Source organism: Myroides sp. LJL115, assembly GCF_054871665.1.
The window spans coordinates 1-12847 of sequence record NZ_JBTXLS010000064.1 but is presented as its reverse complement, the minus strand read 5'-3'; the positions used below and the strand labels follow the sequence as shown (position 1 = coordinate 12847).

13 protein-coding genes and 1 other RNA gene are annotated in these 12847 nt (G+C 34.0%); 4 read left to right on the top strand and 10 right to left on the bottom strand.

Features of this window, described 5'->3' with window-relative positions:
- Window positions 1–213: 213 nt before the first annotated feature.
- From ACYSNX_RS12250 to hemA, 9 genes are all read right to left on the bottom strand, one after another.
- On the bottom strand, window positions 214–1818 hold the full coding sequence (locus tag ACYSNX_RS12250; RefSeq protein WP_461754954.1) for a fumarate hydratase: 1605 nt from the start codon (window positions 1816–1818) through the stop codon (window positions 214–216).
- A gap of 219 nt (window positions 1819–2037) precedes the next feature.
- Entirely contained in the window at window positions 2038–2436 is a 399-nt protein-coding gene (locus tag ACYSNX_RS12245) for a c-type cytochrome (RefSeq protein WP_461754953.1), read from the bottom strand.
- A gap of 31 nt (window positions 2437–2467) precedes the next feature.
- Window positions 2468–3460, bottom strand: a complete 993-nt coding sequence (gene hemB / locus ACYSNX_RS12240) for a porphobilinogen synthase (protein WP_461754952.1) — start codon at window positions 3458–3460, stop codon at window positions 2468–2470.
- A gap of 54 nt (window positions 3461–3514) precedes the next feature.
- Window positions 3515–4420, bottom strand: coding sequence for an oxygen-dependent coproporphyrinogen oxidase (gene hemF, locus ACYSNX_RS12235; protein WP_461754951.1), 906 nt, complete (start codon window positions 4418–4420; stop codon window positions 3515–3517).
- Between the two features lie 32 nt (window positions 4421–4452).
- On the bottom strand, window positions 4453–4812 hold the full coding sequence (locus ACYSNX_RS12230) for a hypothetical protein (RefSeq protein ID WP_461754950.1): 360 nt from the start codon (window positions 4810–4812) through the stop codon (window positions 4453–4455).
- 11 nt (window positions 4813–4823) lie between these two features.
- Window positions 4824–5852: a uroporphyrinogen decarboxylase gene (hemE, locus tag ACYSNX_RS12225; protein WP_461754949.1), complete on the bottom strand. Its 1029-nt coding sequence runs from the start codon at window positions 5850–5852 to the stop codon at window positions 4824–4826.
- A 38-nt stretch (window positions 5853–5890) separates the two neighbouring features.
- Window positions 5891–6553: a uroporphyrinogen-III synthase gene (locus tag ACYSNX_RS12220; RefSeq protein WP_461754948.1), complete on the bottom strand. Its 663-nt coding sequence runs from the start codon at window positions 6551–6553 to the stop codon at window positions 5891–5893.
- 3 nt (window positions 6554–6556) lie between these two features.
- Window positions 6557–7486 carry a hydroxymethylbilane synthase gene (gene hemC / locus ACYSNX_RS12215; RefSeq protein WP_461754947.1) on the bottom strand — a complete coding sequence of 310 codons (930 nt, stop codon included), beginning with the start codon at window positions 7484–7486 and terminating at the stop codon, window positions 6557–6559.
- Complete coding sequence (gene hemA, locus ACYSNX_RS12210) at window positions 7479–8738, bottom strand: glutamyl-tRNA reductase (protein WP_461754946.1); 1260 nt, start codon at window positions 8736–8738, stop codon at window positions 7479–7481. Before hemA ends, hemC begins: the two co-directional genes overlap by 8 nt.
- A gap of 230 nt (window positions 8739–8968) precedes the next feature.
- On the opposite strand from hemA, the gene ACYSNX_RS12205 reads away from it, so the two are divergent.
- The 4 genes from ACYSNX_RS12205 (at window position 8969) to ACYSNX_RS12190 (ending at window position 12370) form a co-directional block, all read left to right on the top strand.
- On the top strand, window positions 8969–9835 hold the full coding sequence (locus ACYSNX_RS12205; protein ID WP_461754945.1) for a helix-turn-helix domain-containing protein: 867 nt from the start codon (window positions 8969–8971) through the stop codon (window positions 9833–9835).
- Between the two features lie 8 nt (window positions 9836–9843).
- The gene (gene hemH / locus ACYSNX_RS12200; protein WP_461754944.1) at window positions 9844–10860 is read left to right on the top strand and encodes a ferrochelatase; all 1017 of its coding nucleotides are present in this window, start codon (window positions 9844–9846) and stop codon (window positions 10858–10860) included.
- A 2-nt stretch (window positions 10861–10862) separates the two neighbouring features.
- Complete coding sequence (locus ACYSNX_RS12195; RefSeq protein WP_461754943.1) at window positions 10863–11408, top strand: CopD family protein; 546 nt, start codon at window positions 10863–10865, stop codon at window positions 11406–11408.
- A gap of 176 nt (window positions 11409–11584) precedes the next feature.
- Window positions 11585–12370 (top strand): enoyl-CoA hydratase/isomerase family protein, encoded by a 786-nt coding sequence (locus ACYSNX_RS12190; protein ID WP_461754942.1) that lies wholly within the window; start codon window positions 11585–11587, stop codon window positions 12368–12370.
- An 82-nt stretch (window positions 12371–12452) separates the two neighbouring features.
- Here ACYSNX_RS12190 and ffs read toward each other — a convergent pair.
- Window positions 12453–12551: signal recognition particle sRNA small type (ffs, locus tag ACYSNX_RS12185), an RNA gene on the bottom strand.
- Between the last annotated feature and the right edge of the window lie 296 nt (window positions 12552–12847).

Below are 12847 nucleotides of genomic sequence, written 5' to 3'. Positions count from 1 at the left end.
TTAGAGTTCGGATTATTGGCAATCGCACAGAATATTAGAAAAAGAGTGGCATAAAATGCCTCTTTTTACACCAAAATACCGAAAATATATTTTTCCAATGTCTGAGCTTCGCATATTTAGAAAAATACCGAAAATCACACAGAAGTAAAATGCAAAAAAATAGGGCTGTCTCTTTTTCTTTAGAGACAGCCCCTTTTTTTAAATAGGGATATATTACTCTAAATCAGCAAAGAAATCATTCCCTTTATCATCAGTGATGATAAAAGCTGGGAAATCTTTCACTCTAATTTTTCTTACTGCTTCCATTCCCAATTCAGGGAAATCTACTACCTCAACACTTAATATGTTATCCTTGGCTAAAATAGCAGCAGGTCCACCGATAGAACCTAGGTAAAAACCTCCAAATTCTTTACAAGCAGCGGTTACTTCTTTAGAGCGGTTACCTTTTGCTAGCATAACCATACTTCCTTTTTGACTTTGGAATGGCCCAACATATGGATCCATTCTACCTGCTGTTGTTGGTCCAAAACTTCCTGAAGGCATACCCTCTGGTGTTTTAGCAGGCCCAGCGTAATATACAGGGTGATTGATAAAGTAATCAGGCATTGGCTCACCGTTATCTAACATTTCTTGGATCTTAGCATGAGCTGTATCTCTAGCAACAATAACAGTACCATTTAACACTAAACGTGTTTTAATTGGATGCTTGCTTAACTCTTTTAAAATTTGCTCCATTGGTTGATCAAGATCAATTTCCACTGGCTTTTCTAAATGAGGAGCTGTTTCAGGTAACAAACGAGCCGGATTAGTTTCAAGTTGCTCTACAAATAATCCTTCTGCTGTAATTTTTGCTTTAATATTTCTATCTGCAGAACAAGATACACCAAGTCCAACAGGACAAGAAGCCGCGTGACGAGGAAGACGTATTACACGTACATCATGGGTAAAATACTTACCTCCAAATTGTGCTCCAATTTGAGACTCTTGACAAATTAACTGTAATTTTTTCTCCCACTCTAGATCACGGAATGCTTGACCTCCCATGTTTCCAGATGTAGGTAAGTTATCATAATAACCAGCTGATGCCTTCTTAACTGCAGCTAAATTTGCCTCAGCGGAAGTACCACCAATAACTAGAGCTAAGTGATATGGAGGACATGCTGATGTTCCTAAGTCTTTAATTTTATCTTTGATGAATTCCGTTAAATTCTTTTCATTCAACAGGGATTTCGTTTTTTGATAAAGGAAAGTTTTATTAGCAGAACCTCCTCCTTTAGCTAAAAACAAAAATTCATATGCTGATCCTTGTCCAGCGTAAATATCAATTTGAGCCGGTAAGTTTGAACCAGAGTTTTTCTCTTCAAACATACTAATTGGCACTATTTGAGAATATCTTAAATTCTTTTTCTGAAAGACATTAAAAATTCCCTTGGATAAGCATTCTGCATCGTTGGCTCCAGTGAAAACGTTCTCACCTTTTTTACCAACAACAATAGCTGTTCCTGTATCTTGACAAGAAGGTAATTCTCCATCGATGGAAACCACTGCATTTTGTAGTAAATTATATGCAACAAAACGATCATTTCCAGTAGCTTCAGGATCATCAATAATCCCTCTAAGCTTCTCTAAATGAGATGTTCTTAACATAAAAGAAACATCTGTCATTGCAACTTCAGCTATTAATTCGATTCCTTTAGGATCAACTACTAAAATTTCGCGGTCTCCTAATTTTTCAACCTTTACAAAATCGGATGAAATTTTCTTATACTTAGTATCGTCCTTTGAAATGGGATACGGATCTTGATAAATGAAATCCATGCTTTTCTACTTTACATTAATAGCAGTAAAGTTAGTAAATATACCTTAGAATAAATAGAAGAACGCTTCCAAATAAGCAAAAACAAGCACTTGGCAGTGCGCATCTTTAACTACATACCCTATCTAAAGACAAAATAAACTATGCCTTAAAAACAAAAAAAACCATTGAAAATATATCAATGGCTTTTCTTTGTTTGTAAATTTTAGATCATTATCCTTTTATAAGGTACGCATATAGCTTACTATAGCACTTAACTCATTATCTGTCATTTTCTTTGTAATCTCTAAATTGGGTTGCATTAAAACGAATTTAGAAGGATCAACTATCGGCTGACTTTCTCCTTTTAAGAAAGTAACAATATCTGCATTATGCTTATCGTAAACCTCTAAAATTTCTTTTACACTAGGTCCAATTGCCGCTTTATTTGCTAAATGACAAGAAGCACAATTCCCTTTCCCTTTATAAATTTGTTCGCCTAGGGCTAGTTTTTGCTTCTGTGTTTGAACGGTACGTTGTGGTTGTTTTTCAGTATCACTTTTAGAGCTCTTTTCTGCGCAACTAAATAGCAAAAAGCATCCTATTACTAAAGTTAATACTGCAATACTTCTGTTAAACATAATCTTGCTTTATTAATTTTATATAAAGGTATTACTTATTTAAAAACAAAGCGGCTTCTTTGGCAAAATATGTCGAAATTAAGTCCGCTCCTGCTCTTTTAATACAAGTTAACTGCTCCATCATCACTTGATCATGGTCCAACCAGCCTCTTTCAGATGCAGCCTTTACCATAGCATATTCTCCAGAAACCTGGAACACAGAAACAGGTACATTGACTCTATCTTTAACTTCTCTTACTATATCTAAATAAGCGATACCTGGTTTTACCATAAGTATATCTGCTCCCTCTTCTACATCATACAAAGCTTCTTTAATAGCCTCTAGACGGTTAGCATAATCCATTTGATAGGTCTTTTTATCCTTTGGAATATCTTGATCATCTCTTGGAGCGCTGTCTAAGGCATCTCTAAAAGGTCCATAAAAACTAGAAGCGTACTTTGCAGCATAACTCATAATACCTACGTCATAAAAACCTTGACTATCTAATGCTTGTCGAATTCTTAGTACTCTACCATCCATCATATCACTAGGAGCCACAAAATCAGCCCCTGCTTGTGCATGAGAAATACTCATTTTCATTAACACCTCTAAAGTAGGATCATTGATTACCTTGCCATTTTGGATTAATCCATCATGTCCATAAATAGAATAAGGATCTAATGCTACATCAGGCATAACAATCATTTGTGGACATGCATCCTTTATAGCTTTTATAGCTTGTTGCATTAAGCCATTTGGGTTATAGGCTTCAGCACAATTATTATCCTTTAAATTGTCTGCTACTTTCACATAAATATTCACTGCTTTAATTCCTAAAGCAAATAACTCTTTTACTTCTTTAACTGTCAAATCTAATGACCTCCTAAAAATACCAGGCATAGAAGGAATTGGCTCACATATATTATGTCCTTCTGTGATAAACATAGGAAACATAAAATCAGAAGGAGTCACTATAGTTTCACGAACTAAACTTCTAATTGACTCACTTGTACGAAGTCTTCTACCACGATGAATTGGAAACATATCTTATTTTTTAAGGCTTATCAACAATAAGCCAACTATTATTACTTAACTTAATTAAACAACCCAAGATTTTGGGTACTTTAAAACCTCTATTAATTCCTGTTCTGGACTTCCTTCTTGGGCATTGAAATCGTAGACCCATTTTACAATTGGAGGCAGGCTCATTAAAATAGACTCTATTCTTCCATTTGTTTTCAGACCAAATAATGTCCCCTTATCATGAACTAAATTAAATTCAACATAGCGCCCTCTTCGGATTTGCTGCCAGTTGATATTATCTTGAGTTACCTCTAAATCTTTAGTACGATGTACAATTGGCAGATAAGCTTCTAGGAAGCTATCTCCTATTTCTGTTACAAAATCATACCAATTTTCCATACTCATCTTGGATGATTTTTCTAATCGATCAAAAAACAACCCTCCAATTCCTCTTGCTTCATTTCGATGAGTATTCCAGAAGTATTGATCGCATTGTTTTTTAAAACAATCATAGAAATCTTCTCCATGCTTATCACAAGCTTGTTTACAAACATTGTGAAAATGAACAGCATCTTGCTCAAATAAGTAATAAGGAGTTAAATCTTGACCTCCACCGAACCAACTCTTAAGAATTTCTCCATTTTTATCATACATTTCAAAATAACGCCAATTGGCATGTACAGTTGGAACTTTAGGACTTCTTGGATGAACAACTAAACTAAGTCCACAGGCAAAAAAATCTACATCCTTTACTTGAAAATAGTTTTCCATCTCTTTGGGTAAAGCCCCATATACCTTAGAAATATTTACTCCTGCTTTCTCAAAAACACCTCCGTTTTCTAAAACACGAGTTCTTCCACCTCCACCTTGTTCTCTTGTCCAAATATCTTGAACAAACGTAGCTTTAGTATCACATTTTTCTAATTCCTTACAAATAGTGTCTTGTAAAGATTCTATATATTTATAAAACTTTTGCTTCATTTTTTATTATCTACTATAGTAGCATGCTGACTTTAGAATCGGGTTAACTTGGTCATTATTTCAAAAGAGAAAACCTTACTATTGTCCTGTATGTATTGATAGAGGTACTTTGCTTTGTCTTTAAAGTTGTTATCTTGGATTTGCCATTGCATTAAAATATCCGCAAAGGCCTCCATTTGATCCCATCCAAAATGGAATTTATGTAAATGCTCCACCAATACAGAAGGCTGCATAGCATAAAGCATATCATACTCTAATCCAATTGCTGCAACAACTTGATTCAATTGTTGTTTAAACGTTAAAGATTCCGGTTCAAAACCAAGACTGGATAACTTTTCAACAATTGCCTCAATTCTTTTTTGCTCTTCACTTTTGGTTGACTTATTAAGCATAACTCGATAAATTATTTAAATTCATATTCCTTTACTGCCTCGATAAATGCTTTGGCATTATCAACAGGAATATAGGGTAATATTCCATGACCTAAATTTACAATGTATTTATCCTTGCCAAATTCATCAATCATTTGGTGGACCATCTTTTTAATTTCACTTGGAGGCGACATCAATCTACTTGGATCGAAATTTCCTTGAAGGGTAATTTCTCCCCCAGTGAATAAACGAGCATTTTTACCTGAACATGTCCAGTCAACTCCTAATGCACTAGCTTTACTTTTTGCCATCTCAGGTAATGCAAACCAGCATCCTTTTCCAAATACAATAACAGGAGTTAAAGGTGCTAATGCTTCCACGATTTGGTTAATATACTTCCAAGAAAATTCTTGGTAATCCTTAGGAGATAACATTCCTCCCCAAGAATCAAATATTTGCACAGCACCTACACCAGCTTTCACCTTTTCTTTTAAATATAAAATAGTAGTATCTGTAATCTTTTGTAATAAACGATGAGCCGCTTCTGGCTCTGTAAAACAAAAAGCTTTAGCTAAATCAAAATTCTTAGATCCTTGCCCTTGTACAGCATAGCATAAAATAGTCCATGGTGAACCTGCAAAGCCAATTAAAGGCACCTCATCCTCTAGCATTTCTTTGGTTAATTTAATAGCCTCCATTACATATCCAAGGGTTTCCTCAATATTGGGTACAATAACATTATCCACATCTCTAGGGCTTCGAATAGGATTTGGTAACCACGGTCCAACACCTGGCTTCATCTCCACTTCAATATTCATTGCTTGGGGAATGACTAAAATATCACTGAATAAAATCGCTGCATCCGGCTTTACAATACGAATAGGCTGTACAGTAATTTCCGCAGCAATTTCCGGCATTCTACATCGTGTAAAAAAATCATACTTATCCCTTAACTCACGAAATTCAGGTAAGTACCTACCAGCTTGTCTCATCATCCAAACAGGTGGTCTTTCCACTGTTTCTCCTTTTAATGCACGTAAGAATAAATCATTTTTTATCATTTCTCATTTATTTAGTTGTCAATGCCCTAGCATTGAAGTTATTGATAATATCGAATACAAGCTTTAATAGTAGCCTCTATAGTTGGATATTGTGCCAATTCAATATTGGAGGTATACTTTTTTAATGCCTCACTAGTAGTATTTCCTATACTAAAACAGACTTTATCCTCTAGTGTATTATGCTGTAAATAACTATACACAGCCGATGGACTATAAAAACAAACACCTTGGAATAAAGAAGGAATAATTTTACCAGATGCCTTAGTGTGATAGACATTTATCTCTTGATAAATCATACCATAACTTTTAAAAGCAGTTGGTAGAACCTCACTTCGAATATTCCCAGTGAAAAAACTAATCCTACACAAGGAAAAATCTCGTTGTAAAGTAGGGGCAAGATCTTTAGCATAGTGAGCCCATGCCAGTACATCACAACCCAAAGCTTCTAACATACCCTTTGTGTTTATTCCAACACAGAAAGCCTTTTTTCCAATAAAAAAACTTTGCCCTTTATTTGCCAAAACACTTCTAACAGCATTTTGACTTGTAAAAAGTAGAAAATCATAAACCTCCTTTAAATCAAAATCAATATTTTGTGTACAAATAAAATCTTCTTCTATCCACTGTAAAGAAGAATTCTCAAGAAGACTTCGATTTTCTGGACTTAATATTTTTGTAGATAAGATAGTTGGAGATATCATGAATTATTTTTTCAATTGTTCTTTTAGCTCAGTCATGGTTTTTTCAGCGCCATTTTCTAAAAGTTCTTTAGCTGCAAAAAAGCCTAACTTCTTCCATTGGTTTAATTCTACTTTCTTCTCTATTAGATGTCTTAGTGTACCATCTAAAGACAATAAAACTCCTGTAAAATCAATAGTTTCTTCTTTAGGGTTATAGGTTGCTAAGGCGCCAATTGGAGCGGTACAACCACCTTCCATAGTTTTAAGGAATTGTCTTTCAATGTGAGTAGTCATTTCTGCTTCATAATCATTCAGTTCACTCACTGCTTGTAAAGAGTACTCATCATTGGCATTTACTACTACCATCATTGCACCTTGGGCAGGTGCTGGAATCATCCAATCTAATTCAATATAGTTTTTTGGTTTTTTAGCAATACGATCTAAACCAGCACTTGCAAAAATGGCTCCCTGCCAATTACTTTGTTCTAGCTTTTGCATACGTGTATTGACATTTCCACGTAATTCCATCATCTTATCACTTGGAAACTTATTTAACCACTGTGCTCTTCTTCTCAAGCTGCCTGTTGCAATACAAGAAGAAGTCGAATCCTCTAAGAAATCCAAATTGTCCTTGTATACTAAAATATCCTTAGTATTTGCTCTTGGCAAAACTGCTCCTTGAACAATTCCTTGCGGTAAGGCCGTTGGAACATCTTTCATAGAGTGGACTGCTATGTCAATTTGATTATTAAGCATTGCAATATCGAGGGTTTTAGTAAAAATACCTGTTATACCCATTTGATAAAGAGGCTTATCTAAGTTTAAATCTCCTGTAGACTTAACTGGTACTAACTTGGTTTTATATCCATTTTTTTCTAAAAGGGATGCTACACGCTTAGCTTGCCATAATGCTAATTCACTATCACGTGTACCTATTCTAATTACTTTACTCATTATAATTGGTTTGAAATTGAAAAACTTGTTCAATCCACTCAATACTCTGTTCTACAGGGGCTTCTGCTTCCCTAAGATGATTTGCAAACTGAGTGGTAATCTTCTGAATAATACGAGCAGTTATTATTTCAGCTTGATTGGCATTAAAGTTCTCCATTTTTTTTCGATGGTAATCTAATTCTCCATCTTTTATTTGCTCTAATTTACTTTTTAACGAATGTAAGGTTGGAGCAAACTTTCTATGATTGTACCACTCAAAGTATTCCTGTACCATTTCCATAATAATAGCTTTGGCCTGTGGAATATATTCTTTTCGCTGTTCTAATGTTCTATCTGTAACTTTGGATAGGTAATCCAAATGAATTAACTCCACATTATCTAACTCTCTAACATTGCTATCCACATTTTCAGGCATAGATAAGTCTAGAATTAAAATTTTCCTATTAGGGTTAATCATTGTTTTATCGATAGTAGGTCTTAAAGCGCCTGTAGCAACAATTAATATATCACTTTGACTCACCTGCTCAGACAAGTCCTTATAATCCTTTACAACCACATTAAATTTACCTGCTATTTCTAAGGCTTTTTCCTTGGTTCTATTTATTAAGGATATGTGGGAGTTTTTTGTGTGTTTAACTAAGTTCTCACAAGTATTTCTACCTATTTTACCTGTACCAAATAAGAGAATATTTTTAGACCCCACTTGCTCTACACAGTCCATAATATATTGAACAGCTGCAAATGAAACCGAGGTAGCACCACTACATAATTTAGTTTCATTTTTAACTCGCTTACTAGCTTGAATCACGCAGTTAACTAGCCTTTCCAAATAATGATTAGCTAATCCTTTTTCTTTGGATAAACTAAATCCATTTTTGATTTGACTTATTATCTCAAAATCACCTAAGATTTGACTGTCTAAACCACAGCCTACATTAAATAAATGTTCAACTGCTTGCTTACCTTTATGTACATAAGCAAAACTTGTGAACTCATCTACACTACCATTGGAATAATCACAAAGCAATTTGATAAGCTCAAAAGGATGACAAGCCCAACCATATATTTCTGTTCGATTACAGGTCGAGATAACAAATAAACTAGATAGACCTTGTTGTTTTGCCTTATCTAAAAGTTCTCTTTGTGCATGGGAATCTAAACTAAACTTCCCCCTTACTTGAGCTTGGGCTTTCTTATAGCTTATTCCTACAACATAAAAAACAAGAGAATTTTTAACTTGTAAAGTATTCATCTTAAAAATAGTTTTTCTAAACAGTACACAAATGTAGTTTTAAAGATTAAACTAAAACAACGCTAGAAGGACTATTTATAACGATATGTGGATAATGCAGTTTTTGGCTATGAATTTAATATTTTTAGTCTAAATTTGTCACATTAACAGGGGTTAAGTCGTATTTAGTGTAGAATGATTCTAAACTAAACCATTTAACGCCATTTTTAAGAAATACTAAAAACAACGCTATGAGTCCCATTGAAGAGATAAGTATCGATAAACAGTTTTCGATTATTCGTCTGGAAAATACCTCTAAGGAGGGTCTAACCTTCCTAAAAGAAATGGATACCGATATTATTCAATTCTATTTTTGCTTAAAAGGAAGTGGTAAATTTATTTTTAACCAAGGCAATTATTGCCTACCCTTACAAGAAGACAAATCCTTACTTTTATATAACCCACAAAAACCACTTCCTTTACATCTAGAAGTGGGAGAGAATTCTCATATGCTTTGTGTATTAATATCAATTCAAAAATTTCATGCTCTTTTTTCATCGGAAGCTGAGTTCATTGGTTTTTTAACCCAAGAGAATAGAAATAAAAAATACTATCAAGAAGAACAAATCACCCCTTCTATGTCCATTGTTTTGAATCAGATGTTTAATTTTTATATGAATCCATCGATTAAAACTCTTTATTACACCGGTAAAACCTATGAGCTTCTAAGCTTGTTATTCAACCATAATGAAGATTTGAATATTGAAAACTGTCCTTTTTTATCGGATGAGGATGATGTATTAAAAATAAAAAGAGCCAAGGATATTATTATCTCTAAAATGGCTGAACCTCCAACTTTACAAGAGCTAGCCGATACAGTTGGACTTAATATCAAAAAATTGAAACTAGGTTTTAAACAGATCTATGGAGATTCTGTTTTCAGCTTTCTTTTTGATTATAAAATGGAATACGCTAGAAAATTATTGGATAGTTCTAACTTCAATGTAAATGAAGTGGGCAGTAAAATAGGATATAGTTCATCTAGCCACTTTATTGCTGCATTTAAAAAGAAATTTGGGACTACTCCAAAAAAATATTTAATGTCATTAACCAAATAAAAGGAGTTATGAAAGGTATTTTACTTGTGAATTTAGGCTCACCTGAGTCACCTACTGCTAAGGATGTTAAACCCTACTTAGATGAGTTTTTAATGGACCAAAGAGTAATAGATGTACCCTATCTATTTAGAGCCTTTCTTGTAAAGGGGATTATACTTAATACAAGACCTAAAAAATCAGCGGAGGCTTATAAAAAAATCTGGTGGCCAGAAGGTTCCCCATTAATTGTCATCTCAGAAAGACTCACTAAAAAAGTACAAGAACAAGTAGATATACCTGTTGAACTAGCAATGCGTTATGGCCAGCCAAGTATTGAACAAGGAATTGATAACTTACATAAAAAAGGTGTCAAGCAGATCTTAATGATTCCTTTATATCCACAATATGCCATGGCTACTACACAAACAATAGAGGTCTTAGCTAAAGATATAATTGCTGCAAAATACCCGCAAATACAACTAAGTAGTCTACCGGCCTTTTATAATAAACCACAATATATTGACGCCTTAGCAAGTTCTATAGAAAAGTACCTAAAGACAAAAGACTATGATCATTTACTTTTCTCCTATCACGGGGTACCACAAAGGCATATTAAAAAATCAGATATAACCAAAGGCCATTGTAAAATGGATAAAAGTTGCTGTTCTACCTTCTCTAAGGCTCATGAGTTTTGCTATCGTCACCAATGTTTACAAACAACAGAGTCTGTGGCACAGAAATTAGGCTTAGATCCAAATAAATATAGCAATAGCTTTCAAAGTAGACTAGGTCCTGATAAATGGCTACAACCTGCAACAGATAAAACCGTAAATGAGTTAGCTGAAAATGGAATTAAAAAGCTTTTAGTAGTCACACCAGCCTTTGTGGCAGACTGTTTAGAAACCTTGGAAGAAATAGCCATGGAAGCTAAAGAGGAATTTCTACACAGAGGAGGAGAACACTTTGAAACCGTTCCTTGTTTAAATGACAACCCTAAATGGGTAGAGGCATTAGTTGAGTGGATAAATCAATGGAAAAATAACTAAACATGTTATACCTATATATAAAATCCCTACATATTATTTTTGTAGTATGTTGGTTTGCAGGTCTTTTTTACATTGTACGCTTGTTTGTATATTATTGTGAAGCAAACAATATGGAGCAGCAACAAAAAGTAATACTTCAAAACCAATACCAGATAATGGTTGAAAGACTTTTCAACATCATTACTTGGCCCGCTGCGATTTTAACTACCGTGTTTGGCGTAACAATGCTTGTATTGAATCCAAATTTATTAACCATACCTTGGATGCATATAAAATTAGCCTTTGTAATTCTACTTTGGATCTATCACTTACGATGTCAAACTTTCGTAAAGCAAATATCCTCTAGAACCCTCACCAAAAAATCTTCTTACTTTAGAATATTTAATGAAGGAGCAACCCTTTTACTATTTAGTATTGTGTTTATTGTAATATTAAAGAGTAGTCTGGATTGGATATTTGGGGTACTTGCCCTATTTGGCCTAGCAATCCTATTAATGTTAGGGATTAGATTATACAAGGCAATTCTAGCTAATAAACAAAACAAATAATTTCTCTTGCATTGTAGGCGAATTCAGCAACGTAGGTGAATTTAAGAAAATATCCCTAGCTTTATTAGAAACTTAAATTATTTACTCTTAATAAAATTACTTATTTTTATCACATACTAACTTGCGTATTATATGTCGATATACGAACTAGGTAATACACAAAAAGAAGAAATTATATGATTTATGAGAACATTATAGTTGAAAACAATGGGCACATTTCGACTATTACTATTAATAGACCTAGTAAATTAAATGCCTTAAATAAAGCTACAATTGAAGAATTACATTCTGCATTAACTACTTTAGAAACCGATAAAGAAATTAAAGTAATTATAGTTACTGGTAGTGGGGAAAAAGCATTTGTTGCTGGAGCAGATATCAAAGAATTCTCTGATTTTAATCTAAGCGAAGGTTCTCAACTTGCTGCCAAAGGTCAAGAGTTGTTATTTGACTATGTGCAAAACTTCCCAAAACCAATTATTGCAGCAGTAAATGGCTTTGCATTAGGAGGAGGTCTGGAACTAGCAATGGCATGTCATTTTAGAGTGGCAAGTGAAAATGCAAAAATGGGTTTACCGGAGGTAACTTTGGGATTAATCCCAGGATATGGAGGAACACAAAGATTAGCACAATTAGTAGGAAAAGGATTAGCCATGGAATTAATCATGACTGCTCAAATGGTCGATGCTAATAAAGCATTACAAATTGGTCTAGTTAACCATGTACAACCCCTTACAGAGCTTTTAAACTTTACTGAAGAGTTAGCTTTAAAAATAAGTAAGAACTCCACTACAGCAATTGCAAAGGCAATCAAAGCCATCAATGCAAACTACAAAGAAGGAGTTAATGGTTATCATGAAGAAATAAAAGCTTTCGGAGAGTGTTTTGAAACTGAAGACTTCCAAGAAGGAACTACTGCATTCTTAGAAAAAAGAAAACCACAATTCAAAGGAACTGTATAAAACAAAAAGGTCAAGCAAAATTGCTTGACCTTTTTTTATATTAAGGATATTACTATAAAGTAATTTCTTTTGTTTCAAGAAAAAAAGGTAAGCTACCTACATCGCACCGCTACAACCGTATACCTTTGCTGCGTTCCCACCCTGGAGGATTCTACAGGAGCTGGTCGTGTAGGACTTACCTAAGTGCAAATATAGAATCTTTTTAATGACTTTACAAAATTATTCCCCAAAGAAAACGCTCTCAACCCCTAGTCTACTTACAATCAACACTTAAACAAGCTGAAAAAAAATCATTGCCTTAGCAATATTAAGTTTCCCACTTCTACACTCCATTCTCACAGTAAAAAAAGGGATCAGGTACAAAACTTGGGGAGGAAAAGATAAAATAATATCTTTGTGTTATGATGGACAGCAAAGAATTACTAAAATTAATCCTACCAGAGTACTTGGTAGAGCATTTCAATATTACTAAAGTAG

Excerpts from the sequence above, each read along its gene's own strand:
- ACYSNX_RS12250 (WP_461754954.1), bottom strand. The coding sequence starts at position 1,818 with ATGGATTTCATTTATCAAGATCCGTATCCCATTTCAAAGGACGATACT.
- ACYSNX_RS12245 (WP_461754953.1), bottom strand. The coding sequence starts at position 2,436 with ATGTTTAACAGAAGTATTGCAGTATTAACTTTAGTAATAGGATGCTTT.
- hemB (WP_461754952.1), bottom strand. The coding sequence starts at position 3,460 with ATGTTTCCAATTCATCGTGGTAGAAGACTTCGTACAAGTGAGTCAATT.
- hemF (WP_461754951.1), bottom strand. The coding sequence starts at position 4,420 with ATGAAGCAAAAGTTTTATAAATATATAGAATCTTTACAAGACACTATT.
- ACYSNX_RS12230 (WP_461754950.1), bottom strand. The coding sequence starts at position 4,812 with ATGCTTAATAAGTCAACCAAAAGTGAAGAGCAAAAAAGAATTGAGGCA.
- hemE (WP_461754949.1), bottom strand. The coding sequence starts at position 5,852 with ATGATAAAAAATGATTTATTCTTACGTGCATTAAAAGGAGAAACAGTG.
- ACYSNX_RS12220 (WP_461754948.1), bottom strand. The coding sequence starts at position 6,553 with ATGATATCTCCAACTATCTTATCTACAAAAATATTAAGTCCAGAAAAT.
- hemC (WP_461754947.1), bottom strand. The coding sequence starts at position 7,486 with ATGAGTAAAGTAATTAGAATAGGTACACGTGATAGTGAATTAGCATTA.
- hemA (WP_461754946.1), bottom strand. The coding sequence starts at position 8,738 with ATGAATACTTTACAAGTTAAAAATTCTCTTGTTTTTTATGTTGTAGGA.
- ACYSNX_RS12205 (WP_461754945.1), top strand. The coding sequence starts at position 8,969 with ATGAGTCCCATTGAAGAGATAAGTATCGATAAACAGTTTTCGATTATT.
- hemH (WP_461754944.1), top strand. The coding sequence starts at position 9,844 with ATGAAAGGTATTTTACTTGTGAATTTAGGCTCACCTGAGTCACCTACT.
- ACYSNX_RS12195 (WP_461754943.1), top strand. The coding sequence starts at position 10,863 with ATGTTATACCTATATATAAAATCCCTACATATTATTTTTGTAGTATGT.
- ACYSNX_RS12190 (WP_461754942.1), top strand. The coding sequence starts at position 11,585 with ATGATTTATGAGAACATTATAGTTGAAAACAATGGGCACATTTCGACT.